This is a genomic window from Methylobacterium sp. WL64, from assembly GCF_008039945.1.
Lineage (GTDB): Bacteria > Pseudomonadota > Alphaproteobacteria > Rhizobiales > Beijerinckiaceae > Methylobacterium.
The window spans coordinates 1-26,326 of record NZ_VRVA01000059.1 but is presented as its reverse complement, the minus strand read 5'-3'; the positions used below and the strand labels follow the sequence as shown (position 1 = coordinate 26,326).

Here is a 26,326-nt window from a genome sequence, read left to right as displayed (position 1 = left end):
CCTCGTGGCCATGGGAAATCGGGAAAGGCGGATCGGACCGAATGACCGGTTTCGGGCTGCTTACGCATGTTGCCGAACCGCCGGGTTGGGTCGGATGCCGCTCGTCCGCTTCCGAGGTTCACTCCGAAGCAATTCCCTACTCTCGACCAATCGCTGCACCGGCCACGCTCTTAGCTCACTTCATCTTCCTGCCGGCATGGGCCGGCTGGGAGAACGACGATGGGACATTCAGAACACGACCCGGGCTTCAAGAACCACCGACCGTGGAACGCCGGACGGAAGCTTGGCGCCAAACGTGCCCTCAAACCGCAGCAGGTCTGGGCCGTGCGCTTTTGGCTCGATGGTGAGCGACGCGTGCGCGACCGCGCCATGTTCGACCTTGCCATCGACAGCAAGCTGCGCGGCTGCGACATCGTTAAGCTCAAGATCAGCGACCTTGTCAGCGGCGGTCGTGTCCGCTCGCGGGCCATCACCGTCCAGCAGAAGACCGGGCGGCCTGTGCAGTTCGAGCTGCTCGAACCGGCTCGCACCAGCATCCTGGCGTGGCTGGAAAGCCGGGGTGGTGCGCTCGACGACTACGCCTTTCCGAGCCGAACCGATCACGCGAAGCACATCAGCACCCGACAGTACGCCCGCCTCGTGGACGAATGGGTGACGGGCATCGGGCTGCGTCGGGAGGACTACGGCACGCACTCGTTGCGCCGGACGAACGCGTCGTTGATCTACAAGCGGACCGGCAACCTGCGCGCCGTACAGATCTTACTCGGGCACACGAAGATCGAGAGCACGGCGCGCTACCTCGGCGTCGATGTCGAAGATGCGCTCGCGCTGGCCGAAGGCACGGAGATCTGAATTGCGGGCTCCCCGACGGCAACGTCGAGGAGCCTTTCAAGCAGTCCGGCCGAACTGCGCCCTTTCCGGCCATCTGGGCTGCAGCGCCAGCTTCCCGTTAGCGGACGCTCGGCAGGCATGGCGTTCCACACCCTTGGTGTCCCTAGCAATGTCGGGGGTGTCATCATCCACGGCCAGATCCGTGGGGAGGCGCTATTTCACTGAGGGCAAGCCGTTCACAGCCAGTACGCCGCGGAGCGATGTTGGTGCGCGTCCGAGGAGCTTCGTCAGCGTTGGGTCGACGATCGCGAACTCGTTCGCGCGGCTCGCTCGGAACAGGCCCAGGGCGATGTTGATTGCGCCCGATGGCAGACCGCGTGCGGCAAGTTGCGTTTCCTGCTCCGCATCCGAGGTCAGCCGGCGCGCGATGGTTCGACCCAACAGGTCGGAGAGGATCCCTGCGACGTCGGCAAGATCGAGTGCCTCGCTAGCGGTCAGGGGCGGGGTCGGCCCATCGAAGCGAACCTGGCCCGTGAGAACGAGGGCGGCGGCTTCGGCGAGATCGGCGTGGGTCGTCCAAGACACGGTGCCGTCTGCGGGTGCCGCCAATACGCCGGAGGTCACGGCATCGCCAATCAGCATCGGCACGGTGGATGCGTAGAAACCGTTTCGCAGGCTCGTCCAGGCGATGCCGACCTGGGCCAGCATCGCCTCGGTCGCAGCGTGATCGTGCATGGGTGGGAACGCCGACGTTGCGCTCGCCCCCATATGGCTGGTGTAGACGATCCGCCCGGCGCCGGCGGCTTTGGCCGCCGCGATCGCGGCGTGGTGCTGAGCCAGGGTATCGCCACCCGACGCCCGTGCGTTGGAGGACACGATCAGCACTTGGCTGGCCCCTTCGAACGCCGTCTCGAGGCTGCTCGGGTCGGCGAAATCCCCATGCCGCACCCGTACCCCACGGTTGGCTAAGTCCTCAGCCTTGCCGGGATCGCGGACACTGGCACCGATCCAGTCGGCGGGAACGCGATCGAGCAACCGCTCGACGATGGCGCGGCCGAGTTGGCCCGTGGCGCCGGTGACGACGATCATGACGATGTCTCTGTCCGTTCGAGGTTGGTTCGCAGATCACCAGACCGTGCGGCAGCCCGGCGCTTCGGCTGCGCCCCCTCTCGGTTCAACGGGGAAGGCGACCCGATCCCGTCTAGGAGGATCGCAAGGCGCCGTTCGTAGGACCGATCGAAGTCCGGTTCGTCGTCGAGCTTCCAGAGCGAGGCGAGCATGCGGCAGGCGGTCAGGACCGCCTCGGCCGTCAGCTCGGGTCGCAGCAGTCCCGCGGCTTGGGCGGCGGCAAGCGGGGCCGCGAGCACGTCGCGCATCCGCGCTTGGTTCGTGTCGGCATCGTAGTCGGGCATCTCGACGAGGCGAGCCAGGAACTTGTCGTAGACGGCCATGAGCTCGGTCGTGAAGCGGATGAAGGCCAAGGGATCGCCCGCACTGTGCCCCGCGATGCGATGTCGAAGTGCGTCGAGGTCGCGCTCGAGCACGGCCTCGTACATCGCCTGGCGATGCGGGAAATTCCGGTAAAGGGTCGCCCGTGTGAGGTTCGCCCGCTCGGCGAACATCTCCATCGGGACGTCCCCGCCTTCGGTGCGCATGATCTCGCTCGCGGCCGTAATCAGCTTGTCCCGGTTCCGTTCGGCATCCTTGCGCATTCCCGGCGCGGCTCCCTTCGATGGGTCGGCACATGAGCGTGCGCAACGCCGAACCCTACGCGATGCGACCGATGGTTCGGGAGGCCTGTCCCCATCTTGCGGGGAGCATTAATCGACGCGGTAGACGCGGTGCTCGAAGCCGGCAGCGCCGTCCTCGCCGGGGTGGAACCGGCCTTCGCCGACGAAGACGCTCCGGTTCACCCAGTCATACCGCGGGTCGCCCGCTTCCAAGAGCCAATGGGTTCGGATCCGCTGATCCGCGAAGAGCGTCGGCGTCGAGGTCTCCATCGCCAACCGCATTCGTTCGTTGGCCTCGGCCGGACCGAAGTAGTGCGCGAGGACGATCGCGCCGTCGTCGGTCCGGATCTGCAGACGGACATCCATCCGCGTGTGTACGCCTGGTCCCATGATCATCCAGTCGCCGGCCGAGCCGATCAGCCTGCCCGACAGCTGTTCTCCGTCGATCACAACCGACGTCACCTCGATGTACTGCCGCCGGCCGTAGGGCCCGTCGCCGACGTCGTGTGGCGGCGAGAGGGTGATGCGAGCATCGAACGCGTGGATCAGACCGACCGTTCGTGCGGACAGGCCGGTCATCGTTGCACCACGCGCGCGTTCGCCGGCGCGCGGGCTTGATCCTGCGTCGGATCTGAGAAGTCCATCTCAATGCCGTACATCTGCCGGCCGACGTCGAGACAGGCACGGATCTCGTCGCGCGTCCGAGCCTGCATCCGCGTCTCGAAAGCCTCGATCACGGTCGCGACATCCGAAGAAGCATCGCCGCTCAGACCGTCGGCGAGTTCCAGCGCGTCGAGCAGCGCAAGGTTCACGCCCTTGCCGGTAAAGGGTGGCATGACGTGGGAAGCGTCGCCCAGCATCGTGAGCCCGGGCTGCGTCGCCCATCGATGAGCTGGCGGCATCACCGAGGTCGGCCAGGGTTGGAACGTGTCCTCGACCTCAGTCAGCATGGCGAGCACGTCGGGCGACCAATCCGCATATGCGGTGCGCACCTTGCCCAATACGGCCGATGTGTCGCTCAGATCGAAGCTTTCGGACTTCGGCCATCCTTCCGGCACGGCGAGCGAGTAGTACAGAAGGATGAGGTCGTGGGAGCAGCGCTGCACGAAGATGGTCTTCTCACCCGCGGCGAACATCACGGAGCCTTCGCCGAGGGTCTCGTCGATCTTCGAGCCCCGCCACAGGTCGCGGCGAATGTTGGCGGCGAGCATCGTGATGCCGGTGTACCGGGGCACCTCCGTGGTGAGACGGCGTCGAACCTTCGAGCCGACACCGTCGGCACCCACGACGAGATCGGCGACGATCGGCGCCTTGTCTTTGAACGCGACTCTCCACTGACCGTCGACGTCTGGCGTGACGTCCTCGACCATATGGTTCCAGGCAACGGTGTTGGGTGCGAGTGAGTCGAGCAGCAGCTGGCGCAGATCACCGCGGTCGATCTCGGGACCGGCATCCTGGTGGGTGTCCTCGCCCATGCCGGGGAGCTCGTCGCCCTCTGCATCGACCATCCGGAACGCCTTCGCCTCCTCACGTGAGGAGCGAGCAAACGGCTCGGTCAGCTCCGCGGCATCGATGGCACGCTGGCCGGAGTCGGTACGCAGGTCGAGGCTGCCGCCCTGTGGCCGGGCCGTCGGCGAGCCGTCACGTTCGAATACCCTGACGTTGAAGCCCCGCATCTGCAGTAGGCGCGCGAGCATCGCCCCGCCCGGACCGGCGCCGACGATGGCGATTGAACCTTCGCGTCGAAGTTCCTGCATGTCCTTCATGACGTCACTCCACAATGGCGCGATGGGACTGCCGGCACCTCATGTGCTGCCCTACCACCCATAACCGTACACCTATGTATCACATAAGCGGACAAACCTGTATCGGTTCCGGGAAAGCGGATCATTTTTGCGTCGCGCGCCAACCGTGTCCGGCTCGCATCGACGGTGAGGCAGCGAGGATCCGTTGTCGCCTGGACCGTATGAGCCCGCATGCGTTTTGCTCGGCGGCCCTGAGCAGAGACGATGCTGAGCGACGCGCAGTGGATGGTTCTGAAGCCGTTGATTGCGGCCCGTCAGCCGAAGGCGAAGACCCCGCCGCAGGATCTGCAGCGCACCCTCTCAGCCATTCTGTGGCGGCATGAGAACGGAGCCAAGTGGCGCGCCATCCCGCAGGTGCTGGGGCCGTGGTGGCGCGCGGCGCAGATCTTCATCCGCTGGGCGCGAGCCGGTGTCTGGGAACACGTGCCGGCCCTGGCTCAGGACCGCGGGGTGCAACTCGGCATGGTGTTTCTCGACGGCACGAACGTGCGGGCTCATCAGACGGCTGCGACGATCATCGACGCCGCCGTTTCCACTCAAGCGTGAGATCACCTCGAAGGATGCCTCTGACGTCGCGACCCTTGCTCAATTTTGGTCGATAGCGCGCCATTGATATCGGATCAGCTGTGCCATCACACAATAAGACTGGACATCTAGCACCGGGGAACCTCCAGATTATGTCAATGCTAGGTAGGCTAAATTGGCTGAATTCCTCGAACTATGCTGGGCACGACGACAGCAAAGTTGCCGAACCGATCAAACTGCCACAAAGTAAACTCCAGCAGCAGCTAACAGCAATCCCAGGATCTTGCGCGATGTAAGAGGCTCTCCAAGCACTGCGATCCCCAAAAATGCACCGCCGAGGATGAACATCCCGTAGATCGGCACGACGACGCTCGCCGGACCCAGCGATAAGGCCTTGAACAGGGAGCCAACAGCCACCGTGAGCACGATCCCCGCCGCATACGCATACAGGGCCCCCGGCCTTAGAAAATCGGCGGCGGATTTGTCAGCGAAGGCTCCCCCAAGATACGCGTTCGCTGCAGCGGCGATAGCGACGATCGACGTTGCGATCGAGAGAACCGCGAAGGCTCCGAATGTCCCTGTCCGGGTCGCCAGCTTCACGAACATGGTTGTCGCCGAGTAGCCGGCCATGCCAAGGAGAGCCCATGCGACGTGATTCATTGGGAGAACATCCTCCTATTAGCCCGTTAATCTGAAAAGCTAGGTCAGTCAGCCATCAATCCAACTTTTTGGGTCCGTGAGTAGAGGATAAGTTTTTTCAGGTCTTCGTCTTCCGTGTCCGTATTCCAACGAAGCTCAATGGTCCGCTCGACGTCGAAATCGCGGAGGGGGATCTTTCTTACGCCGGCTGCACAATGCCCCGACGGCATCAACGCAACGCCGAAGCCCGCCGCGATCAATGCAAGCGCCCGATCGTCTTGGTCGGTCTTGAACACGACGTGGGTCTTTATTCCCTGCTCGACGAACACTCGGCTCGTTGACGCGTATGTTTCACAGTGCGAGCGGACGATGAACCGCTCGCCATTCAGGTCCTTGAGGCAGGCCGTCTCCTGATTGGCCAAGCGATGGCCCGGATCGACAGCGAGAACGTACCTTTCGTGTTGCAGCACCTGTGATCGCTGTTCGGGCGAAGCGTCGCCAGCAGAAGTGACGCAGGCAATCAGCTTACGTTCCAAGAGCTTTACCTGGAGCTCGTCGCAGGCACCATCGAACAGTTCGAACGAAAATTCCGGATTGGCTTGTCGGAAGCTATCGAGATAACTGACCAATTGTAGAGTTGGCAGTGTACGGAGAACGCCGATGCGTAAAGATCGCCGGACAGCGGTGGATCGGAGCTCAGACTTTACCTTATCGCACGACGTCAGGACTTCTCTCGCCGTTGTGAGGAACCGCTTTCCTGCCGCGGATAGGCTGATTCCTTTCGAACCTCGATAAAAAAGAACGGTGCCGAGCTCATCCTCGAGCTTAGCGATCGATGCGGACAACGCCGGCTGAGACACGCAACTGCGAGCAGCTGCTTTCGTGAAGCTCCCCGTATCGACGATCGCTGCGAAATTGCGGATCTGGTAGAGCTCCACGCCCATAACTCCTGTTTATGGGGTCCTTCGATACAAACGATTTCACAGACGGGCAAGAGTCTCCTACGGCCTTTCCGATGCGGCGGTTCGAACAGCCACGTCAAAACAATAAGCATCAGGGAGTTGACGCCCGTGGCACGCTTAAACTTGGCCATCTGTGCCGGACCGATCCTCGGCTCGTCCGACACGAACATCACTTTGACCCAACCAGCAGATGTCGGGATAACAAAACTCATCGAAACGATCTCAGCAAAGCGCCGCCGCGTCGTCGACGGTATGTTCCTCATGTTTTTCGTGTTCTTCGGCGCGACGCTTGTCACATTTGCGTACCTGCCAGATCTCGTGGGCGTTAAAGTCTATGGATCTATCAACGTCGCATATCTCTTGGCAGTCAGTCAGTTCGCCGTGAGCTTCCTCATCGCTGCCGTCTACGCGCTCTGGGCTCGGAAGGTTCTGGATCCGCTGACCGCGGAGGCCCGCGCCAGACTTGCCGGCTGCTAGGGGAGACGTGCGATGAGCCCGACCACGACTGGCAACTACTTCACCTACATCTTCTTCCTAAGCTTCATTACGTTGACCCTGGCCCTGACCTGGTGGGCCGCACGCCGGCAATCGAAGGGCGCGAGCGGCTTTTTCGTCGCCGGTCGTCGCCTGTCAGGCCTTCAAAACGGGCTCGCCATCTCCGGCGACTACTGCTCGGCGGCCTCGTTCCTCGGCATCCCCGGCATCGTCGCCCTGTTCGGCTTCGACGGTCTCGTCTACTCGTTCGGGCTGTTCGTCGGATGGATCACCATCGTGCTGCTGGTGGCGGAGCCGGTCCGCAACTCCGGGAAGTACACCCTCTCGGACATCATGGCCTTCCGTCTTCGTGCCCGACCGGTGCGCGTCGCCGCCGCCGCCTCGTCGATCACGATCAGCATGTTCTACCTCCTGGCGCAGATGGTCGGCGCGGGGGTCATCGCGTCGCTCCTGCTGCCGATCTCCCCGAACGTCGCGATCATCCTGGTCGGCGCGCTGATGGTCACCTACGTCCTGTTCGGCGGCATGGTGGCGACGACGTACATCCAGATCGTCAAGGCCGTCCTCATCGTCGGAACGACGGTTCTGCTTTCGGTCCTCCTTCTGCAGCGCTTCGACTTCAGCCTCGACCATCTGCTGCAGGCGGCCGCGGCTGACAGCGGCAAGGGCGATCGCTTCCTTGAGCCCGGCCTTTACTTCACGAACAAGCTGGACCTGATCTCCCTCGGGTTGGCTCTGCTGCTCGGGACCGCAGGACTGCCGCATATCATGATGCGTTTCTACACGGTGCCCGATGCCGTCGAGGCGCGCAGGTCGGCCAACTGGGTGATCGGGATCGTCGGCCTGTACTGCCTCATGACGACGATCCTCGGCTTCGGAGCTGCTGCCCTGGTCGGTCACGAGAGCATCTTCGCTGCGAACAAAGCTGGCAACAGCGCCGCGCCCCTGCTCGCGCTGCAGCTCGGAGGCGGGCCGGGAACGCTGGGCGGCGACGCTCTGATCGCCTTCGTCGCCGCCGTGAGCTTCGCGACGATCCTCGCCGTGGTGGCCGGCCTCATCATCTCCTCGGCTTCCAACATCGCCTACGATCTGTATTCGCAGGTCCTCCGGCGAGGTCGGGGCGACGATCGTTCCGAGATCAAGGTCGCCAAGGGCGCGACCGTGGCGGTCGGCCTCGTCGCGATCGTGCTCGCCCTCGAGGCGCAGTCGCTCAACGTGGCCTTTCTCGCGGGACTGGCCTTTGCGGTCGCGGCCAGCGCCAACCTGCCGGTGGTCCTCTACTCCCTCTACTGGAAGCGGTTCAACACGGCAGGTGCGGTGTCGGCCCTCCTCGTGGGCCTCGTCAGCGCCGTTGCCCTCGCCCTCGTCGGCCCCGCCTTCATGGGTCCGAAGGGCATCGTCTGGAAGGACGCGGCTCCCCTTATCAGCCTGATGAACCCGGGCATCATCAGCATCCCGCTCGGCTTCCTCGCTGGCGCGCTGGGATCCCTGCTCACCAGCCGCGAGGCGCGCAGCGAAGCGACGTACGACGACCTCAAGGTCCGTTCGCTGACGGGCTTTGGTGCGGAAGCCAGCGAGGCCGGCCACTGACGTTCAGACCCTGCGGAACAGCATTCTGCTGCGAGAAAGGAAAACGCCGATGCCGACCTATGCCTTCACGTCGATCAAACCCATCACGCCGGAGCAGCGCGAGAGGATCGTCCAAAGCGTGACCGCCATTCACGCCATCGAGGCGAGCGCGCCCCGCTACTTCGTCCAAGCCGTGTTCTATACGGCCGGCGAGGGGGGCATCTTCATCGGGGGTGAGCACGCGTCCGCGGACCACGTGTGGGTCAACGCGCTCATCCGAGCCGGACGGACCCGAGAGCAGAAGAACAGGATCCTCACCCGCATCATGGTGGAGACCGCCGAGATCCTCAGCATCTCGGAGCAGTCGGTCTGGGTCTATGTCTCGGACATCCCGGCACACGGAGTCTTGGAATTCGGCAATGTCTTGCCCGAGCCCGGCGGCGAGGAGCAGTGGCTTGCGTCGCTTCCCAGCTCGCTGCGCGACAAACTCAGGCAGGCGGCCTGAAGGCCCCGTGTGCGCTTTCCGGAACCATCAGAGGAGCGAGCAATGCCGATCATCACATGCGACATCCGGAATGGCCGGACGAAGGAGCAGAAAAGCCAGTTGGCCACGCAACTCACGAAGGCCGTCGCGGAGGCGACGGGCATCGATGCCGCGAACGTCTTCCTGGTGATCCGCGAGATGCCGGGCTTCAACTTCGTGGACGGCGGCGAGCACGTTCCGGACTATGTGCCTGGGCCGGATGGGATCGACCTCGCCGCCCATGAGCAGCTGAAGAGACGTGAAGCAGCCGATCGAAGCTGAGCCCCATACAGTCGAGGAAAAGTACGTCATGCCATTCATTCAATGCGATCTCGAAGTCGGCCTGAGCGACGACGAGAAGACCGCCCTGATCCGCAGGATGACGGAGATCACGCACCAGACGATCGGCTCGGCCTACGCGCACATCAACGTCATCTTGCGCGAGCATCCGACCGCCAACCTCGGAGAAGGCGGGGAGCCAGCACGTGCCCTGGTCTCGAAGCGGAACGAGAAACTCGCTGCCGACGCGAACAGGCGTCCACTATAGGAAGCCCTTCGTAGAGCTGCGCCAGCATCTGCAGCTGTTCGTAGATGCGTACAAGTATATCCGAAAGCTAAAGACCTTGAGCGGCCTCGTACCCTGCAAGTCCATCCACTAGCGTTGGACGAAAGAGCCGAACACTTCTCGCTCGATTTACCATACTGCATGCCAGGGCCAAAAATATAAAACCTAGAACTGCGGAATGGCATCGATCAATGCCACTCCGCCCGAAAGCCGTCTTTCTGCTTTCGGCCAGATCCAGCCGCGGGAGTGGCCGCCCTGAAAGGCTGGGTTGGGTGGGTTTTTGTCGGTCTGCTTTAGGGCAGGTTTTTGAAGGAGCAGACGATCCCATAGTGCCCGCTGGGATCCGTCGAGACGGGTCGCGCTCCCTACGCGTTGAGGAGATAGGGAACAAACACGTCCTCAATCGCGAGACGCCGCTTCGTCAGACCCTGCTCGTGATGGTAGCGGAGCACGGCGTCGAGGGCTGCCCAATTCCTGGCGATGCCGTAGGGCCACCAGTCGTCGCCTAGAAGCGCGCGATTCCGGCCGAGGAGACCCGTCAACCAGGGCACCATCAGCGCCGCGTTGTTAAAGGTTATCCCCTGCGTCAGTTCCTCGGTGGTCGCCGACTTCGCATCGCAGAAGCCCTTGTAGACGGCCCGAACGACCTCCGGCTCCCGTTCGGCCAGTTCGCGCGCGACAACGACGGTGTGCATGATTGGGAAGATGCCGGTCCGGCGATAATAGTCCCGCTCGACGGCCTCGTAGTCCGGGAAGAGGCGACGGACCTTGGGCGAGCCTTCGAGCACGCAGCGCGGCACGTCCGCCGAGATCAAGGCGTCGATCTCGCCCGCCTCCAACGCGGCACCGAGGTCCGTGCCCGCCGGGGCCATCGTCACGCGGACCTCGGCGGGGTGGGGTTGAGGCACGAAGTCGATGGGAGCCATCGGAAAGTCGATGCCGCCCACGATCCAGCGGCTGCGCTCGGGCTTGAAGCCGAACTCGTCAGACAGGATCCCCTTCGGCATTACCCCGGCGTCGTGCCCGTAGAGCGCCAACTCGCCGATCGTGCGGTCTACGAGGTCTTCGGGACGCCGGATGCCACTCGCCTCGCTGACGTAGATCGCCGAGTGGCGGAAGGCCCTGTTCGGGAAGACGGGGATCGCGAGGAACGGCGATGGACCGTCCGCGAAGGTGCGCAGGAAGTACGTCAGGCCAAGCTCAGACACGTCGTAGGCGCGACGACGGATCATCCCCTCGAAGATCAGGGGGACGATCCGCTCGGTGTGGAAGCGCGCCGCGACGCCGTCGATCTTGACCCGGCCGTCGCTCAGGGCGCGGGTGCGGTCGTAGTTCCAGAAAGCGATGTCGAGGGCGCGATCGGTCATCGGAGGCTCCTAACCCGGTGGCCCGACAAGATAGTAAATGCGTTTAGTATGTGAACCCCCGGGTCTGGAAAAGGAAAAGGGGCTGCGCGGCCTGCGTGGACGACGTTACGAGAGCCTATGACCGCCGATTTGCAGACGCTTGCCGACCTGTTCGAGAACGAGACGCTCGGCGCGCCCGACAACGCGGTGGGGTTCGTCCTGTGGCGGGTCGTCCACCACTACGTACGCGAGATCGACCGGGCGCTCGCGGCGATCGATCTGACCCATCTCCAATTTACGGTCTTGGCGATAACGGCCTGGATGGCCCGCTCGGGCGAACCCGTGACGCAGGTTGACGTGGCGCAATTCGGGGACATTCATCCGATGCAGGTGTCACAGGTGCTCAAGACGTTGGAGACCAAAGGTATGGTCACACGGGCGCGCAGTACCACCGATACACGGGCCAAGCGCGTCGAGGTGAGCGAAGCAGGCGTCGCCGCCCTGCGGCAGGCCATGCCGTTGGCGATCGCCGTTCAGGAGCGACTCTTCGGCGAGGCGGGTGCGCCCGGCGGCAGCCTGCTGACGGCGCTGGTACGGTCCCACGCCCGATCGTCCAATTGAGGACGCGATCTCGGCGATGGCCGATGGACGCTCTTACCCTCGAAGCCGGATTAACCTCGAACGACTGCCACCGCGTGGCCGGTTTCGAGCGGCCTCAGCGATCTTCAGCGTGCCCGACATAGGTCGAAATTAGAATGGCCAATTCGAAAAACTAAGGCTCAAACAGCAGACAACCTCCTTCCGACCCCGCGCGGATAGAGCAACGAATCCCGGCTGTTTCCGAAAGCGGATGCTCGCCCGGACACAGCTCCAAAGTCTCGGCGCAGAAGCGGGATAATCGGCTGCATGGTGCAGCCGCTTGACCGTAAATACGCATATTGACAGGGACATGTCGTATTGACAGTGCCGCGGCAATCACTATCTCAGCGATATGAGACAGCCATCGCCTCCATCCTCCAATGATCCAGACCGCTCGCGGCGTGCCCTGACCGGCCTCGTCATCGAAGTGTTCCGCCTCAACGGCGATCTTCTCGCCGTCGGCGATGCCCTGGTCCAAGATCTTGGACTGACCAGCGCACGCTGGCAGGTACTCGGCGCCATCTCCCTCTCGCCGGTGCCGCTGCCCGTCGCGCACATCGCCCGCAACATGGGCCTCACCCGTCAAGCGGTGCAGCGCACCGTTGATGACATGCGCACGGACGGCTTGGTCTGCCTCGAACCCAACCCCCACCACCGCCGCGCCATGCTCGTGGCCATGACCGAGCGGGGGACGATCGCCTACCGCGGGGCAAGCGAGCGCCAGGAACGCTGGGCGACCGATCTCGCCGCCGGACTGTCGCTCGGGCCCATCGAGGCCGCCGTAGAGCTGCTGCGAACACTCCAGCAACGCCTCGACACCTCTCCCGAACGCACGCCTCTCACCGTCGCGTCGACCACGCAGGGAGCCTGACATGCCGACGTTCAACGAGATGGACCCGTCCGTGACCCTTGCCGATCAACTCGCGGAGGACGGCGGCCCCGTCGTCCTGATCAACACCTTCGTCGTGCCGCCCGCGGATTTGGACCGCTTCATGGCCGCCTGGGCCACGGATGCAGCCGTTATGAAGCGGCAACCGGGGTTCGTCTCGGCGCAGCTTCACCGCGGCATCGCGGGCAGCGGGGTGTTCCTAAACCACGCCGTCTGGGAATCGGTCGCGCACTTCCGGACCGCCTTCGCCAACCCGGAGTTCCGGGCGCGTCTCGGCGATTATCCGGAGAGTGCGACGGTCAGCCCGCACCTGTTCCGGCCGATGGCGGTGCCCGGCATCTGCGTCGCGTGAGACCGCGATCGTTCCCGCGAGGAGCTCGATCATGCCCGCAACTCAAGACTCGACCGCCTACGACGCCGACGTCATCATCGTCGGCGCGGGCCCCGTCGGTTTGACGACGGGCTGCGCCCTGCGCCACCACGGCGTCTCATGCCTGCTCATCGAGGAGCGTACCGAGACTCGGGCGTACTCGCGCGCCAACAACCTCTGGGCGCGACCGCAGGAACTCCTCGCCAGCATCGACGTCCGCGATGCCCTGGCGGAGCAATCCTACGGCATTCGGACGGCCAACTTCTTCATCAACGGCACGCCGACCACCCCAATCGCGATCGATGACGTTGCCAGCCCCTACCCGAGGGTCCTCTACAGCGGGCAGGACGTCATCGAGACGAGGTTGACCGAGACGTTCGAGGCCCGCGGCGGCACGCTCGATCGCGGCTGCAAGGTCGTCGGCATCGCGTCGGACGCGACGGGTGTGACGGTGACGCTCCGGCGGGGCGAGGACGCGCCGGAGGAGCGGCGACGCTGCCGTTACGTCGTGGCCGCGGATGGCGCCAAGAGCACGGTGCGGCCGCTCGTCGGCCTGGACTTCGCGCCCGAGCGGTTCGAGGGGCGCTTGAACCGGCAGGTGGACGCCAAGCTGTCGTGGCGTCGGTCCCTGGAGCCGGACCAGCTGTGGTTCTTCTACTACGAGCGGGGCTTCTGCGGCGTGCTGCCGGTCTGGGGCGGCTACCACCGGCTGTTCTTCCTGGCCGACGACACCGGCGTGCCCGAGCGCGATCCGACGCTCGACGAGATCCAAGCAGTAGCCCGCGAGGTCACCGGCGACGAGACGCTGACCCTGACCGACCCGCAGTGGCTGACCCACAGCCGCTTCCAGTACGGGGTCTCGCCGGGCTACGCCCGCGACCGCGTGTTCCTCGCGGGTGACGCCGGGCACCTGTCCCTGCCGATCGGCGGCCAGGGCATGAATGCCGGCCTGCACGACGCGGTCGAGATCGCGTGGCGCCTCGCCATGACGCTGCGGGGCGAGGCCGCTCCGGTCGTGCTCGCATCCTACGACAGCGAGCGCGGGGGCGAGCACATCCGCTTGAGCGCGCAGCAAGCAACGGGGTTCCGGCGGGCGGTCTACCGCGGCGCGATCACCGACACGGCGATGGGCTTGGCGGCCAAGGCGCTGCCCAACATCGGCTCGCTCATCCAAGGCACCGACGACCTGCAGCAGATTGCCGTGGGCTACCCTACGAGCCCGCTCAACGAGGATCACCTGTCCGGGCTGACCCGTCTGTTGAAACACCACGGGGCGCGAGCAGGCGAGCGTGCCCCGGAGGCGGAAGTCACGCACCGCGGCGACACGACGACGCTGTTTGCGTTCATCTACAACCCGGACGGGCGAACTACGGGCTGGGCCCTGCTGTGCTTTGACGGCCGTTCACCAGAGGCGGGGACGGCGCTGCTCGACGCGATCCAAGCCGTTGCCCCGTGGACGTGCGTTCGGCCGCGTCTCGTGCTCGCCGGCCCCGTGTTCGACGGTGGGGATACCCCTGTCCTGTCCGACCTCGACGGCAAGGCGCACGGTGCCTACGGGCTGGAAGGAGAAGCCGCCCTCGTGCTGGTCCGTCCTGACGGGCACGTTGCCTTCCGTGGGGCGGCCGACCATCCCCATGACTTGACTGCGTATTGCCACAAAGTGTTCTGCGCCGATGGCTAAGAACGCCGTACCGGCGATTGAAGCTTAGCCACCGACGGCCTCGAAAAGAGCGTCCTGGGCCACCTCTGTGTCCCTGGTAGAGGGCGCTTCGCGCCGTCGAATAAGCCGGAGCTGATTGTCGAAGACGTACGCGCGTTAGTGAGACACTTGCGGCAACGCTACCATCGGCCGGGGTGTGCCTCGGCCAAATCTGCGGTCGTGTTGTGGTGACGGGGACCTCGACGCCGGAGACGGGCAGCAATGAACATAGTATGGAATTAATCCAAAGTCGCGATCTGGGAGGACTGCCTTGGCCTTGTCCATCAACGGGACACAGATCCCACCACCCTCGGACCCGCGCGTCTCGCTGCTCGACCTGCTGCGCGAGACGCTACACCTGACCGGCACCAAGAAGGGCTGCAATCAGGGGGCATGCGGAGCTTGCACGGTGCTGGTCGACGGCGAGCGCGTCGTCGCCTGCCTAGCACTGGCAGTGCAGTATGACGGGCGCTCCGTCACGACGGTCGAGGGCTTGGCCGGTGATGGCGAATTCCATCCGCTCCAGCAGGCGTTCATCGAGCATGACGGCTTCCAGTGCGGCTACTGTACGCCCGGGCAGATCTGCTCGGCGGTCGGCATGGTCGCCGAGGCGCGCCGCGGCGTGCCGAGCCACGTGAGCAGCGACCTTCTGGCCGACGTAGTACCACTCACCCGCGACGAGATCGCCGAGCGGATGAGCGGCAACCTCTGTCGCTGCGGCGCCCACAACGGTATCGTCGAGGCCATCGCCGCGACCTACGCGGACACGACCAACTACGCTGAGGCCGCCGAATGACCCCGTTCGCCTACGCACGGGCGGCCGACGCCGCCGACGCCGTTCGCCAAGGCGGCCAGCCCGGCGCCAAGTACCTCGGGGGCGGTACCAACGTCGTCGACCTGCTGCGCGAGACGGTGGAGCGCGCCGACCTGCTGATCGACGTCACAGGCCTGGACGCCACGATCCGCGAGACGGACGGCGGCGGCCTCATGGTTGGTGCGGCCGTTCGCAACACGGCGCTGGCCGAGCACCGCGCCGTTCGGGAGCGCTACCCCGCGCTCACCCGGGCGGTCCTAGCGGGCGCCTCGGCGCAGATCCGAAACATGGCCACCGTCGGCGGCAACGTCCTGCAGCGCACCCGCTGCACCTACTTCTACGACGACGGCTCGCGCTGCAACAAACGCGCGCCCGGCACCGGCTGCGACGCGATCGAGGGCTTCAACCGCATCCACGCTATCCTCGGCGCCTCGCCGGCCTGCGTCGCCACCCATCCCTCCGACATGGCGGTCGCGCTCGCCGCCTTCGACGCGCTCGTGCACCTGCGCGGACCGCAGGGCGAGCGAAGCCTCCCCCTGACGGATCTTCACCGCTTACCCGCGGGCCAGCCCGAGATCGAGACGGTGCTCGAGCCCGGCGAGCTGATCACCGCCGTCGAACTGCCAACGCTCGGGTTCGGCGCCCGCTCGACCTACCGCAAGGTCCGCGACCGTGCGAGCTACGCCTTCGCGCTGGTCTCGGTCGCGGCGGCGCTCGACGTTGCGGACGGGAAGGTCCGCGACGTACGGCTCGCCTGGGGCGGCGTCGCGCATAAGCCCTGGCGTGCCTTCAAGGCCGAGGCCGCGCTGCGCGGCAGGCCTGCGACGCCGGAATCGTTCCGGGCGGCGGCCGACGCGGAACTCGCCGAGGCGGTCACGCTGCGCGACAACGTCTTCAAGCCCGAACTCGCCCGTCGCGTGACCGCGGCGGTCCTCCAGGATCTCGCAGGAGCGACGGCATGACCATCAACAGCACCGTCTCGCAGGCCGCACAGGCGGTCATCGGTAAGGTCATCGCCCTCGCCCCCGATGCGCTGATGCCGGCCAACAGGCCGGACCCGCTCTTGCGACGCCAGCACGGTCACGTTGGTAAGCCGATCTCGCGGCTCGACGGCGCGTACAAGGTCAAGGGCACGGCGAAGTTCGCGGCGGAGTTCGCGTTCGATGGCATGACCTACGCCGCGCTCGCGTTCAGCACCGTGCCGAAGGGCCGGATCGCGTCGCTCGACACCGCTGAGGCAGAGGCCGCGCCCGGCGTCGCCCTGGTGATGACCCACCGCAACGCACCGACGCTGAAGCCGATGCCGTTCTTCATGCAGCAGCCGAAGGCTGCGGCCGGCGACAGCCTGCCAATCATGCAGGACGACCGCGTGCACTGGAACGGGCAACCCATCGCGGTGGTGCTCGCCGAGACGCAGGAGCAGGCCGACCACGCCACCTCCCTAATTCGCGCAACCTACGAGACCGAGGCGGCCGTCACGACGTTCGAGGCCGCCAAGGCGGCGGGCTTGCACCCCGCCTCGTTCGCTGGCGAACCGCTGAAGGCCGAGGCCGGCGATGCCGAGGCGGCGCTGGCTGCATCCCCAGTCAAAGTCGACCTGACCTACCGCACGCCGCGTCACAACCACAACGCCATGGAGCTGCACGCGGTTACCCTGGCCTGGGAGGGCGACCGGCTTCGCATCCACGACGCTACCCAGTGCGTCTCGCACACCGCGTGGTCGCTCGCCCATGCCTTCGGCATCGAGGAGGGGCAAGTGCACGTCACCTCGCCCTATGTCGGCGGCGGCTTCGGCGGCAAGACGCTGTGGCAGCACCACGTGCTGGCTGCCGCTGCGGCAAAGCTCGCGGGCCGCCCGGTGCGCCTCGTTCTCTCGCGCGAGGGCGTCTACCGCATGGTCGGTGGCCGCACCGTGACCGAGCAGCGGGTGGCGCTGGGCGCGACGGCGGAAGGCCGTCTGGAGGCGCTGATCCACACCGGCGTCGTCGCGATGACCGACAACAACAACATGCCGGAGCCGTTCATCAAGCCGTCGATGTCGGTCTACGCGGCGCGAACCCGCAAGCTGTCCGTCCAGACCGCGCACATGGACATGCTCGCCAACACCTTCATGCGCGCGCCGGGCGAGTCGGTCGGCTCGTTCGCCCTAGAGAGCGCCGTCGACGAACTCGCCGAGACGCTCGGCATGGACCCCATCGCCTTGCGACTGCTCAACGAGCCCGAGAAGGACCCGAGCAAGGGCACCGAATTCTCCAGCCGGCACCTCGCCGAGGCCTACCGGGCGGGCGCCGAGCGCTTCGGCTGGAACGGACGGGCGTCGACGCCAGGCAGCCGCCGCGAGGGCGAGTGGCTGGTCGGCGTCGGCATGGCGACCGCGACCTACCCGTACCAGCGCATGCCGGGCGGCGCGGCGCGGATCACGCTGGGCAAGGACGGACGCGCGACAATTGGCATCGCTGCGCACGAGATGGGCATGGGCACTGCGACCGCGCAGACGCAGGTCGCCGCCGACCGGCTGGGCGTCGACATCGAGCAGATCGCCTTCACCTACGGCGACAGTTCGCTCCCCGGCACGGTGCTGGCAGGCGGCTCGCAACAGACGGCGTCCATCGGCTTGTCCGTGCGCTTGGCCCATGACGCCCTCGTCGCCGAGCTGCTCAAGCTCGCGGGTAACGACAGCCCGCTCGCCGGCCTGTCGGCGGACGACGTCGAGGGCCGGGACGGTGGCCTCGGCAAGATCGACGACCCGGCGTGCTTCGAGACTTACGTTTCGATCCTTGCGCGAGCGAACCGCAACGAGGTCGTCGGCGAGGGCCAGGCCGGCCTGCCGACCGAGCTGATGCACTGGTCGATGCACTCCTACGGGGCAATGTTCTGCGAGGCACGGGTGAACGCAGTCACCGGGGAGACCCGCGTGTCGCGCTTCCTCGGCTCGTTCGACTGCGGGCGCGTCCTCAATCCGAAGACCGCGCGCAGCCAGTTCCGGGGCGGCATCATCATGGGCCTCGGACTCGCGCTGATGGAGGAGACCCAGTTCGACGAGCGCTACGGGCGGGTGATGAACCCGAGCCTCACCGAGTACCACATGCCCGTGCACTCGGACGTGCCGGAGATCGAGGTGATTTGGACCGACGTCCCCGACCCGCATGCACCGATGGGCGCGCACGGCATTGGCGAGATCGGTATCACCGGCGTCGGGGCGGCGGTGGCCAACGCGGTCTACAACGCCACAGGTAAGCGGGTACGCGACTTGCCCATTACCCTCGACAAGCTGATGTGATCGCTTGACCCGCTGCACCGGGAACGGGCTACCGACGGCAAGTTGCCGCAATGCGAGCGACTCTCGGGCAGTCTTGTCCGATGACCCGCCTGCAACCGGCGGATGCGTCAGAGACGGCTCGGCGATTGTCAGCCCGGGCAGAACCGGAGGGACGGACGAGTTCGCCGGGTGAACCGCTCAAAGGATGTTGCACGGTCGACCCGAGGCACAGCACCAACCCAATCATCCCTTCGAAAGGCATACCTTGAACGTGTCTTTGCCCCACCTTGATGCCGTCGCCGACCTTCTCATCGCCGCGCTCGGCGACAGGCTGGCGCCGGGCGTGTCCGACTACATGGACCTGTTCCGCGAGGACGGCGTGCTGGAGACGCCCTACGTGTCGGAGGGCAGCCCCGCGCGCTGGGAAGGCAGGCCCGCCATCGCGGCCTTCCTGCAGACGCTGCGCGGCGTCGTCCGGCTCGCTGACTTCCACCTAATCGACGTCTACCCCGCCGCGGACGGCGCTACGGTCGTGCTGGAGTACGAGGGAACCGTGCACCTCGAGCAGCAGGGACAGAAGTTCCGACAACGCTACATCTCCATCGTGCGAACCGACCACGCCCGCATCACGCTCTGGCGCGAGTACACCAACCCGCTCGCGGCGAAGACCGCGGCCTGACCTGGAGCCCTGCCGTGTCCGACGCGATCGAGCCCTTTCGCCTCGTTGTGCCCGAGAGCGATCTCGACGACCTCCGCCGCCGCCTCGCCATGACACGCTGGCCGGAGCAAGAGCCAGTCGCTGATCGTAGCCAGGGCGCGCCACTCGACCGCGTGCGTGCGCTCTGCGCCTACTGGCGGGACGGCTACGATTGGCGCCGCTGCGAAGCTTGGCTCAACGGGCTCGGGCAGCACAGGACGGTGCTCGACGGGCTCGGTATCCACTTCCTGCACGTGCGTTCGCCTGAGCCGGATGCTTTACCGCTGATCATGACGCACGGCTGGCCGGGCTCGGTCGTCGAGTTCCGGAAGGTCATCGGTCCGCTCACCGATCCTGCCGCGCACGGCGGTGATCCGCGCGATGCCTTCCATCTCGTGCTGCCCTCGCTGCCGGGCTATGGCTTCTCCGACAAGCCGACCACGACGGGTTGGGGCGTCGAGCGCATCGCGAACGCCTGGACCGAGCTCATGGCCCGGCTCGGCTACGCGCGCTACGCGGCGCAAGGCGGCGACTGGGGCTCGGCGGTCACGCTGGCCATGGCCGCCGCGGCGCCGCCCGGCCTCAGAGGCGTGCACGTGAACACGCTGACGTTGCCCCCTCCGCCCGGCGCCGCGGACGATGCCGCGCCCGACGTGCAGGCCGCCCGCGCCCTTGCCAAGCGCTACGCCGAGGAGGAGATCGGCTACGCCCGGCAGCAGGGCACGCGGCCACAGACCCTGGGCTACGGCTTGTCCGATTCACCAGCCGGACAGCTGGCTTGGATCTACGAGAAGCTCTGCGCCTGGACGGACAGCGGCGGCGACGCCGAATCGGTGCTGGGCCGCGACGCAATCCTCGACGATGTCATGCTCTACTGGCTGCCCAACGCAGGCGCATCCTCCGCGCGGCTGTATTGGGAGAGCTTCGGGGCGGCCGCGCTGACGCGGGACGTGGCGCTGCCGGTGGGCGTGAGTCTGTTCCCGAGCGACATCACGCGGGCACCGCGAGCCTGGGCCGAGCGGCGGCTGCAGAACATCGTGCACTGGGGCGAGCCGGCGCGCGGGGGCCACTTCGCTGCCTTCGAGCAGCCCGCACTGTTCGTGCGCGAGGTGCGCGACGGTCTTAGGACGCTCCGCCGGAACTGACACCGGGGCTGCACCCCATGAGCGGCCCGCGGGCTAGCGCAATGATGCTGACGCTATGTGAATGTCTGCTTGTTGTAGGCCCATGGTAGGGGTTTGGATAAGTGGGATAGGGGCTCTGCTGTCGTAACGGTGGTAAAACGAACGACTGCTTCCGGGCGTCGGACCGATTTCCGCGAACGGCGGGGTTGGGTCGATAGGAGGCCGTCCGCTTTTTGTCGCGGCCTTCTCCGAAGCGGACCCGCGGCTTTCGGCCACATCCGGACGTCCGCATCAATTACTCTGAGCCAGCCGTGAAGCTTTGCCTAACCCGCCGCTCCGCGGCAGCATCTTGGGCAGGCTCATGGGCGATCCCTACACGCGCATCACCGACAGCATCCTTCGTCAGATCGAGACCGCCGGCCCAGGAGCCTGGGTCTGTCCCTGGCACCGCACCCACGGCAGCCTGCCCCGCAACGCGCTGACCGGCCGGACCTACCGCGGTATCAACGTCCTTTCGCTGTGGTGCGGCGGGCGAGCTGGGGGCCTCAATGATGCACGCTGGGCTACCTACCGGCAGTGGGCCGAACTCGGTGCCCAGGTCCGCAAGGGCGAGCGCGGCACCGGCATCCTCTACTACCGCGACCTCACCAACGCCGTAGATCCCGCCATCCCCTCCCCCGGCGATAGCGAGCGCCGCTTCATCGCGCGCAGCTCCACCGTGTTCAACGCGGGCCAGGTCGACGGTGCCCCCGCACTGCCGGAGACGCTCACTCCGCCGATCGACCCGACGCCGGTCTTCGATCGGTTCGTCGCCGCCACCGGAGCGGTCATCCAGCTCGGTGACGCCGCCGCCTACCTCCCCGCGCGCGACGCGATCCGGATGCCGACCCGCGAGCGGTTTCACACTGCCGAGGGCTACTGCGCGACGCTGGCCCACGAGCTCGTCCACTGGACCGGCGCACCCCACCGCCTCGCCCGCGAGCTCACCACTCGCTTCAGGACCCGTGCCTACGCAGCCGAGGAACTCGTCGCCGAACTCGGGGCCGCTTTCATCCTTGCCGGGCTTGATCTCGCGTCGACGCCGCACCCCAACCACGCCGCCTACATCGCCGGGTGGCTGCCGCTGCTGCACGCCGACCCGCGCGCCCTCGTCACCGCTGCTGCCCTCGCCTCACACGCCGCTGACCACCTCACCGAGCAGGCCTCATGCTCAAGCGCGTCTGCGCCGTATCTATGCGCTACGACCACCAAGGCATTTGACGTCAGTCCACCGGTGCCGGAGGGATCTTCATCAGCTCCTCGTACATCGTCTTAACCTCGTACTCGCCGTAGGCATCTGCCACCGTGCGAGTACCATGACCCGTGATGGCGTTGACGATGTCCGGTGACATCTTGAAGCGACGACCAAGCGTCTTCATCCGGTGCCGCCAGCTATGGGCCGGCGCCAACCGTTCATCAGTCAGGCCTAAACCACGGACCCACCGACCAATCATCTTCGTGCCGTTACCGCCGCGCTTTCCGAACTTGTCGGGGCTGAGCTTGGCGAACAGCGGTCCAAGCTTCACCCCGTCAACGTAAGTCAGGAAACCGCTGTCGATGACAGCTTGGTGCAAGGGCACCGCACGCTCGGAACCGAGGGTCTTCAGTGACCCCGCCTCTGGATCGAGCTTCATGCACCAGATGCCTTCTATTTTGCGTACGTCCTCGACTCGGAGCTGGCACACCTCGGAAACGCGTGCGCCCGAATAGGCGCACAGCCATGGCACCCAGCGCAGAACGGGATTGGCTTCGCTCAGCGCCGCCTTCAAAATGATGGTGGCCTCATCTTCGGTGAAACTGCGAACGCCTCGATCGGACGCCTTGCGCTTGACGTCCATGCTTACGTGCTCGGCGGGGTTGTCCGACAGGCGCCGGTTCGCCTTCCCCCACTGCATGATGGAACGCAGAGCCACCAGCTTGCCATCGCGGATGGTTTTCGCTGTCAGCCCCTGGGCGATCAGCGCTTCCTTCCAAGCCTGGATGTTGTCGGGTGTGACGCGGCCGGCATCCGTGTGTCCGAGGAAGTCTGTGAATGCGCGCACCGCCCGTGACCATTCATAGACGGTCTTCTGTGCCGGTTTTTTCTCCGCCGACCATCCCTTGACGAGGTCGTCGAACGTCACCGGCTTTTTGGGGCTCGCTGGCAGTGCCTCGCTTTGCACGACCCGCGACGGGTACATGGCCGATTGAGACGAGGCATCGATCTCGCCCTGGGAGAGACGAACCAGCATCTCGCTGGCCCTCTGCACGGCCAAGGCGATGGCTTTGGCCAGCTTGAGACGGCTGCTTTCGTCGACGATCAGGCCCCGGCCCTTGAGGACGTAGTCGGCATATCCCCGACACCACTCCTCGAGGTTCCTCACCCGGAACTCGTCAGGATCGATGCTCCAGAACTCCGGCGTTCCGTACTTCGCCATGTCGAGGGGTGCCGGCGGAGCAAACACCTTTCGGCCGATTGCCACGGGCCAGTCAGTCTGCTGGCTCGGTTCGTCGCGATGCCGATCGAGCCACGCATCGTGGACGTCGCGGGCCATCTCGTTGGCTTCGCGTTCGCTCAGCGAACGTGACCCCTCCCGAAGCGTCTTCCAGCGACCCTCCACCTCCGCCATGGCCAGGGCGTGCAGTCGCCGCGCCTCACTAGGGTCGCGGGTCTGGAGGCTCCGCTTCTCCTCGCGTTTGCCGACGAGCGCCCGCAGATCGTCGGGCACCGCGCGGCGGAGCCAGAAGATGCCGGTCTTGGGATGCTTCCAGGGACGAGCCATCGTGAGAGGCATTTGTACCACCCGTTTGTACCACCGGGCAGCCTCAACCGTCTGACTCTGCTAAACTTTTTTGCGGATCAATGCTTTAGGCCACTGATGGTGCCCAGGAAAGGACTCGAACCTTCACCTCTTGCAAGACTGGTACCTGAAACCAGCGCGTCTACCAATTCCGCCACCTGGGCTCGCCGTCGGCCATTGGCCGGCGACGGCTTCGTTTATGCGGACGCGTGGGGTCCGTCAATCGCGATTTGTGCCTTTTGCGCCTCAGCCGCGCGGCCAATCCCGGATGTCCACGAACCGGCCGGCGACCGCGGCCGCCGCCGCCATGGCCGGCGAGACCAAGTGCGTGCGTCCGCGATGGCCCTGACGGCCCTCGAAGTTGCGGTTCGAGGTCGAGGCGCAGCGCTCCAGCGGGTTGAGCCGGTCGGCGTTCATCCCGAGGCACATGGAGCAGCCCGGCTCGCGCCAATCGAAGCCCGCGGCCTTCAGCACCCGATCGATGCCTTCGGCCTCGGCCTGCGCCTTCACCAGCCCCGAGCCCGGGACCACCATGGCGGACACGCTCTCGTGCACCTTGCGGCCCTCGACCATCTGGGCGACGACCCGTAGGTCCTCGATCCGGCCGTTGGTGCAGGAGCCGATGAACACCCGATCCAGGGTGATGTCGGTGATCGGCGTGCCCGGGGTCAGGCCCATATAGGCCAGCGCCTTCTCCTTGGACTGGCGCTTGTTCTCGTCCACGATCGCCGCCGGATCCGGCACGCGACCGCGCACCGAGATCACGTCCTCCGGGCTGGTGCCCCAGCTGACGATCGGCGGCAGGCTCGCGGCGTCGAGGCGCACCTCGCGGTCGAAGAACGCGCCCTCGTCGGTGAGCAGGCTCTCCCAGTAGGCCCGGGCCTTGTCGAACGCCGCGCCCTTGGGGGCCTTCGGGCGATCCTTGACGTAGGCGTAGGTCGTGGCGTCCGGCGCCACCAGGCCGGCGCGGGCGCCGCCCTCGATCGACATGTTGCAGATGGTCATCCGCCCCTCCATCGAGAGGGCGCGGATCGCTTCGCCGGCATACTCGATCACGTGGCCGGTGCCGCCCGCCGTGCCGATCTCGCCGATGATCGCCAGGATGATGTCCTTGGCGCCCACGCCGGGCGGCAGCGCGCCGTCCACCGTGACGCGCATGTTCTTGGCCTTGTTCTGCACCAGCGTCTGCGTGGCGAGCACGTGCTCGACCTCCGAGGTGCCGATGCCGTGCGCCAGTGCCCCGAAGGCGCCGTGCGTCGAGGTGTGCGAATCCCCGCACACGATCGTCTGGCCGGGCAGCGTGAAGCCCTGCTCGGGCCCGATGATGTGGACGATGCCCTGGCGCACATCGAGGGCGTCGTAGAACTCGATGCCGAAGTCGCGCACGTTCTCAGCCAGCGCCTCGAGCTGGGTGCGGCTCTCGGGATCGTCGATGCCCTTCGACCGGTCGGTGGTCTGGACGTTGTGATCCACCACCGCCAGCGTCTTCTCGGGATGGCGCACCTTGCGGCCGGCCACGCGTAGACCCTCGAACGCCTGCGGGCTCGTGACTTCGTGAACGAGGTGCCGGTCGATGTAGAGGAGGCTGGTGCCGTCCGGCTGGACATCGACGACGTGGTCGTCCCAGATCTTGTCGTAGAGGGTGCGCGGGCTGGTCATCGGTTTTCGTCTTCGAATGGGATCGGTGCAGAGCTCTCGCGATAATGCGTCTTCCTTAGTAGGCATCGCGGGCGAATTTCGAAAGGGGCGAGTCCTCGTCTCGTCGTGTCCTGGTCCCGTCGTGTCCAGGTCCCGTCGTGTCTTCGCCCTGCCGCACGGCGCCGGCCGCCGGATGTCACCGCCCGGGGCCGGGCATGGCTGGCGCCGGACCGGCGGCAGGCCCTATGCCGGATCCAAACCGCCGGTCGCAGCAGCGAGCGGCCAAACAGGGAGTGTGAGATGTCCGAAGCGCCGCCCGAGATCCTGCTGCTCAAGACGATGCATCCGCTGGTCGAGGCCGCCTTCGAGGAGCGCTTCACCGTGCACCGGCTCGCGGGCGTCGCGGATCCGAACGCCAAGCTGGCCGAGATCGGGCCGCGGATCCGGGGGCTCTGCGTCGGCGGCCAAGTCGATGCCGCCCTGATGGAGCGGCTGCCGAAGCTCGAACTGATCGCCAATTTCGGCGTCGGCTACGATGGCGTCGACGCGGTCGAGGCGCATCGGCGCGGCATCGTCGTCACCAACACGCCCGACGTGCTCACCGACGAGGTCGCCGACCTCGCCGTCGGCCTGGTGCTGGCGACCGTCCGGCGGCTGCCGCAGGCGGACCGCTACCTGCGGGCGGGCCACTGGCCGAAGGCGCCGTTCCCGCTCACCGCGTCCTTGCGCGGGAGGCGGGTCGGCATCCTGGGGCTCGGCCGGATCGGGCAGGCGATCGCCCATCGCCTGGAGAGCTTCGGCGTCACGATCCACTATCACGGCCGCAGCCGGAAGGCGGGCATCGCCTACACCTATCACGACAGCCTGATCGCCATGGCGCGGGCGGTCCACATCCTGATCGTGGTCGCCCCCGGGGGCGACGACACCCGCAAGCTGGTGGATGCCGCCGTCCTGGAGGCACTGGGACCCGAGGGCATCCTGATCAACGTCGCCCGCGGCAGCCTCGTCGACGAGGCTGCGCTGATCGCCGCGCTTCAGGCGGGCACGATCCTGGGGGCCGGCCTCGACGTGTTCGAGAACGAGCCGCACGTGCCGGCGGAGCTGGCCGCCCTCGACAAGACCGTGCTGCTGCCGCATGTCGGCTCAGCCTCCGAGCATACCCGCACGGCGATGGCCCAACTCGTGGTCGACAACGTGTTGTCGTGGTTCGAGGGTCGGGGCCCGCTGACCCCCGTGACCGAGACACCCTGGAGCCCGCCCGCGTGAGACCCGTACAGGCTGCGCTGCTCGCCGCCCTGGCCCTGGCGCCGCGGCCGGCGACGGCGCAGGAGGACTTCGCCGCCCCCTCCACGGCCCCCGAGCCGAGCCTCCTGGACCCGGGAACGCTC

26 protein-coding genes, 1 tRNA gene and 1 pseudogene are annotated in these 26,326 nt (G+C 66.1%); 18 read left to right on the top strand and 10 right to left on the bottom strand.

From position 1 onward, the window contains the following. Positions 1 to 219 precede the first annotated feature (219 nt). Positions 220 to 852: a tyrosine-type recombinase/integrase gene (locus tag FV242_RS21015; protein ID WP_147940259.1), complete on the top strand. Its 633-nt coding sequence runs from the start codon at positions 220 to 222 to the stop codon at positions 850 to 852. Positions 853 to 1,044: 192 nt separating this feature from the next. Here FV242_RS21015 and FV242_RS21010 read toward each other — a convergent pair whose 3' ends face one another. From FV242_RS21010 to FV242_RS20995, 4 genes are all read right to left on the bottom strand, one after another. Further along, positions 1,045 to 1,920 carry an NAD(P)H-binding protein gene (locus FV242_RS21010; protein WP_147940258.1) on the bottom strand — a complete coding sequence of 292 codons (876 nt, stop codon included), beginning with the start codon at positions 1,918 to 1,920 and terminating at the stop codon, positions 1,045 to 1,047. Continuing rightward, complete coding sequence (locus FV242_RS21005) at positions 1,917 to 2,543, bottom strand: TetR/AcrR family transcriptional regulator (protein WP_147940257.1); 627 nt, start codon at positions 2,541 to 2,543, stop codon at positions 1,917 to 1,919. The genes FV242_RS21010 and FV242_RS21005 overlap by 4 nt, the downstream gene beginning before the upstream one ends. Before the next feature lie 108 nt (positions 2,544 to 2,651). Beyond that, on the bottom strand, positions 2,652 to 3,140 hold the full coding sequence (locus tag FV242_RS21000; RefSeq protein WP_147940256.1) for a DUF3237 domain-containing protein: 489 nt from the start codon (positions 3,138 to 3,140) through the stop codon (positions 2,652 to 2,654). Next, entirely contained in the window at positions 3,137 to 4,327 is a 1,191-nt protein-coding gene (locus FV242_RS20995) for an NAD(P)/FAD-dependent oxidoreductase (protein ID WP_147940255.1), read from the bottom strand. Before FV242_RS20995 ends, FV242_RS21000 begins: the two co-directional genes overlap by 4 nt. A 243-nt stretch (positions 4,328 to 4,570) precedes the next feature. Here FV242_RS20995 and FV242_RS20990 point away from each other — a divergent pair. Further along, positions 4,571 to 4,876 (top strand): annotated as a pseudogene (locus FV242_RS20990) (transposase); the annotation flags it as partial. A gap of 246 nt (positions 4,877 to 5,122) precedes the next feature. Here the strand turns inward: FV242_RS20990 and FV242_RS20985 are convergent. Both FV242_RS20985 and FV242_RS20980 read right to left on the bottom strand, forming a co-directional pair. Further along, positions 5,123 to 5,551 carry an EamA family transporter gene (locus tag FV242_RS20985; RefSeq protein WP_147940254.1) on the bottom strand — a complete coding sequence of 143 codons (429 nt, stop codon included), beginning with the start codon at positions 5,549 to 5,551 and terminating at the stop codon, positions 5,123 to 5,125. 44 nt (positions 5,552 to 5,595) lie between these two features. Further along, positions 5,596 to 6,468 carry a LysR family transcriptional regulator gene (locus FV242_RS20980; RefSeq protein ID WP_187278496.1) on the bottom strand — a complete coding sequence of 291 codons (873 nt, stop codon included), beginning with the start codon at positions 6,466 to 6,468 and terminating at the stop codon, positions 5,596 to 5,598. Positions 6,469 to 6,600: 132 nt separating this feature from the next. On the opposite strand from FV242_RS20980, the gene FV242_RS35190 reads away from it, so the two are divergent. From FV242_RS35190 to FV242_RS20955, 5 genes are read left to right on the top strand one after another with little or no spacing between them, the layout of a single operon-like run. Further along, entirely contained in the window at positions 6,601 to 6,969 is a 369-nt protein-coding gene (locus FV242_RS35190; RefSeq protein WP_210248948.1) for a DUF485 domain-containing protein, read from the top strand. Positions 6,970 to 6,981: 12 nt separating this feature from the next. After that, on the top strand, positions 6,982 to 8,577 hold the full coding sequence (locus FV242_RS20970) for a cation acetate symporter (protein WP_147940252.1): 1,596 nt from the start codon (positions 6,982 to 6,984) through the stop codon (positions 8,575 to 8,577). Between the two features lie 49 nt (positions 8,578 to 8,626). Beyond that, positions 8,627 to 9,061 (top strand): tautomerase family protein, encoded by a 435-nt coding sequence (locus FV242_RS20965; protein ID WP_147940251.1) that lies wholly within the window; start codon positions 8,627 to 8,629, stop codon positions 9,059 to 9,061. A gap of 42 nt (positions 9,062 to 9,103) precedes the next feature. After that, complete coding sequence (locus FV242_RS20960; protein WP_147940250.1) at positions 9,104 to 9,361, top strand: tautomerase family protein; 258 nt, start codon at positions 9,104 to 9,106, stop codon at positions 9,359 to 9,361. Then, positions 9,339 to 9,626, top strand: a complete 288-nt coding sequence (locus FV242_RS20955) for a tautomerase family protein (RefSeq protein ID WP_147940249.1) — start codon at positions 9,339 to 9,341, stop codon at positions 9,624 to 9,626. The genes FV242_RS20960 and FV242_RS20955 overlap by 23 nt, the downstream gene beginning before the upstream one ends. A gap of 383 nt (positions 9,627 to 10,009) precedes the next feature. Here the strand turns inward: FV242_RS20955 and FV242_RS20950 are convergent, their stop codons facing one another. Further along, positions 10,010 to 11,011: a 4,5-dihydroxyphthalate decarboxylase gene (locus FV242_RS20950; RefSeq protein ID WP_147940248.1), complete on the bottom strand. Its 1,002-nt coding sequence runs from the start codon at positions 11,009 to 11,011 to the stop codon at positions 10,010 to 10,012. Between the two features lie 117 nt (positions 11,012 to 11,128). On the opposite strand from FV242_RS20950, the gene FV242_RS20945 reads away from it, so the two are divergent. From FV242_RS20945 to FV242_RS20900, 10 genes are all read left to right on the top strand, one after another. Continuing rightward, a complete protein-coding gene (locus tag FV242_RS20945; protein WP_147940247.1) occupies positions 11,129 to 11,611 on the top strand; it encodes a MarR family winged helix-turn-helix transcriptional regulator in 483 nt (160 codons plus the stop codon). A 370-nt stretch (positions 11,612 to 11,981) separates the two neighbouring features. Then, entirely contained in the window at positions 11,982 to 12,500 is a 519-nt protein-coding gene (locus FV242_RS20940; RefSeq protein ID WP_147940246.1) for a MarR family winged helix-turn-helix transcriptional regulator, read from the top strand. A gap of 1 nt (position 12,501) precedes the next feature. After that, positions 12,502 to 12,870, top strand: a complete 369-nt coding sequence (locus tag FV242_RS20935; RefSeq protein WP_147940245.1) for an antibiotic biosynthesis monooxygenase — start codon at positions 12,502 to 12,504, stop codon at positions 12,868 to 12,870. A gap of 31 nt (positions 12,871 to 12,901) precedes the next feature. Next, the gene (locus FV242_RS20930; RefSeq protein WP_147940244.1) at positions 12,902 to 14,569 is read left to right on the top strand and encodes an FAD-dependent monooxygenase; all 1,668 of its coding nucleotides are present in this window, start codon (positions 12,902 to 12,904) and stop codon (positions 14,567 to 14,569) included. Positions 14,570 to 14,858: 289 nt separating this feature from the next. Then, a complete protein-coding gene (locus FV242_RS20925) occupies positions 14,859 to 15,383 on the top strand; it encodes a 2Fe-2S iron-sulfur cluster-binding protein (protein WP_147940243.1) in 525 nt (174 codons plus the stop codon). Next, complete coding sequence (locus tag FV242_RS20920; protein ID WP_147940242.1) at positions 15,380 to 16,363, top strand: xanthine dehydrogenase family protein subunit M; 984 nt, start codon at positions 15,380 to 15,382, stop codon at positions 16,361 to 16,363. Before FV242_RS20925 ends, FV242_RS20920 begins: the two co-directional genes overlap by 4 nt. Positions 16,364 to 16,437: 74 nt before the next feature. Next, positions 16,438 to 18,681 (top strand): xanthine dehydrogenase family protein molybdopterin-binding subunit, encoded by a 2,244-nt coding sequence (locus FV242_RS20915; protein ID WP_210248949.1) that lies wholly within the window; start codon positions 16,438 to 16,440, stop codon positions 18,679 to 18,681. 256 nt (positions 18,682 to 18,937) lie between these two features. Next, a complete protein-coding gene (locus FV242_RS20910) occupies positions 18,938 to 19,339 on the top strand; it encodes a nuclear transport factor 2 family protein (RefSeq protein ID WP_210248947.1) in 402 nt (133 codons plus the stop codon). 14 nt (positions 19,340 to 19,353) lie between these two features. Beyond that, on the top strand, positions 19,354 to 20,502 hold the full coding sequence (locus tag FV242_RS20905; RefSeq protein ID WP_147940239.1) for an epoxide hydrolase family protein: 1,149 nt from the start codon (positions 19,354 to 19,356) through the stop codon (positions 20,500 to 20,502). A 340-nt stretch (positions 20,503 to 20,842) separates the two neighbouring features. Then, positions 20,843 to 21,796, top strand: coding sequence for an ArdC family protein (locus FV242_RS20900; RefSeq protein ID WP_147940238.1), 954 nt, complete (start codon positions 20,843 to 20,845; stop codon positions 21,794 to 21,796). On the opposite strand, the gene FV242_RS20895 is transcribed toward FV242_RS20900, so the two are convergent. The 3 genes from FV242_RS20895 to leuC form a co-directional block, all read right to left on the bottom strand. Beyond that, positions 21,744 to 23,294 carry a DUF6538 domain-containing protein gene (locus FV242_RS20895; RefSeq protein ID WP_147940237.1) on the bottom strand — a complete coding sequence of 517 codons (1,551 nt, stop codon included), beginning with the start codon at positions 23,292 to 23,294 and terminating at the stop codon, positions 21,744 to 21,746. The genes FV242_RS20900 and FV242_RS20895 overlap by 53 nt on opposite strands. A gap of 85 nt (positions 23,295 to 23,379) precedes the next feature. Beyond that, positions 23,380 to 23,464: transfer RNA gene (locus FV242_RS20890), tRNA-Leu, on the bottom strand. Positions 23,465 to 23,546: 82 nt separating this feature from the next. Beyond that, entirely contained in the window at positions 23,547 to 24,959 is a 1,413-nt protein-coding gene (gene leuC, locus FV242_RS20885; RefSeq protein WP_147905802.1) for a 3-isopropylmalate dehydratase large subunit, read from the bottom strand. A gap of 279 nt (positions 24,960 to 25,238) precedes the next feature. On the opposite strand from leuC, the gene FV242_RS20880 reads away from it, so the two are divergent. Continuing rightward, positions 25,239 to 26,204, top strand: a complete 966-nt coding sequence (locus FV242_RS20880; protein ID WP_147940236.1) for a 2-hydroxyacid dehydrogenase — start codon at positions 25,239 to 25,241, stop codon at positions 26,202 to 26,204. Positions 26,205 to 26,326 lie beyond the last annotated feature (122 nt).

Coding starts and splice junctions, on each gene's coding strand:
- FV242_RS21015 (WP_147940259.1), top strand. CDS start 220: ATGGGACATTCAGAACACGACCCGGGCTTCAAGAACCACCGACCGTGG.
- FV242_RS21010 (WP_147940258.1), bottom strand. CDS start 1,920: ATGATCGTCGTCACCGGCGCCACGGGCCAACTCGGCCGCGCCATCGTC.
- FV242_RS21005 (WP_147940257.1), bottom strand. CDS start 2,543: ATGCGCAAGGATGCCGAACGGAACCGGGACAAGCTGATTACGGCCGCG.
- FV242_RS21000 (WP_147940256.1), bottom strand. CDS start 3,140: ATGACCGGCCTGTCCGCACGAACGGTCGGTCTGATCCACGCGTTCGAT.
- FV242_RS20995 (WP_147940255.1), bottom strand. CDS start 4,327: ATGAAGGACATGCAGGAACTTCGACGCGAAGGTTCAATCGCCATCGTC.
- FV242_RS20985 (WP_147940254.1), bottom strand. CDS start 5,551: ATGAATCACGTCGCATGGGCTCTCCTTGGCATGGCCGGCTACTCGGCG.
- FV242_RS20970 (WP_147940252.1), top strand. CDS start 6,982: ATGAGCCCGACCACGACTGGCAACTACTTCACCTACATCTTCTTCCTA.
- FV242_RS20965 (WP_147940251.1), top strand. CDS start 8,627: ATGCCGACCTATGCCTTCACGTCGATCAAACCCATCACGCCGGAGCAG.
- FV242_RS20960 (WP_147940250.1), top strand. CDS start 9,104: ATGCCGATCATCACATGCGACATCCGGAATGGCCGGACGAAGGAGCAG.
- FV242_RS20950 (WP_147940248.1), bottom strand. CDS start 11,011: ATGACCGATCGCGCCCTCGACATCGCTTTCTGGAACTACGACCGCACC.
- FV242_RS20945 (WP_147940247.1), top strand. CDS start 11,129: ATGACCGCCGATTTGCAGACGCTTGCCGACCTGTTCGAGAACGAGACG.
- FV242_RS20940 (WP_147940246.1), top strand. CDS start 11,982: ATGAGACAGCCATCGCCTCCATCCTCCAATGATCCAGACCGCTCGCGG.
- FV242_RS20935 (WP_147940245.1), top strand. CDS start 12,502: ATGCCGACGTTCAACGAGATGGACCCGTCCGTGACCCTTGCCGATCAA.
- FV242_RS20930 (WP_147940244.1), top strand. CDS start 12,902: ATGCCCGCAACTCAAGACTCGACCGCCTACGACGCCGACGTCATCATC.
- FV242_RS20920 (WP_147940242.1), top strand. CDS start 15,380: ATGACCCCGTTCGCCTACGCACGGGCGGCCGACGCCGCCGACGCCGTT.
- FV242_RS20915 (WP_210248949.1), top strand. CDS start 16,438: ATGCCGGCCAACAGGCCGGACCCGCTCTTGCGACGCCAGCACGGTCAC.
- FV242_RS20900 (WP_147940238.1), top strand. CDS start 20,843: ATGGGCGATCCCTACACGCGCATCACCGACAGCATCCTTCGTCAGATC.
- FV242_RS20895 (WP_147940237.1), bottom strand. CDS start 23,294: ATGCCTCTCACGATGGCTCGTCCCTGGAAGCATCCCAAGACCGGCATC.
- leuC (WP_147905802.1), bottom strand. CDS start 24,959: ATGACCAGCCCGCGCACCCTCTACGACAAGATCTGGGACGACCACGTC.
- FV242_RS20880 (WP_147940236.1), top strand. CDS start 25,239: ATGTCCGAAGCGCCGCCCGAGATCCTGCTGCTCAAGACGATGCATCCG.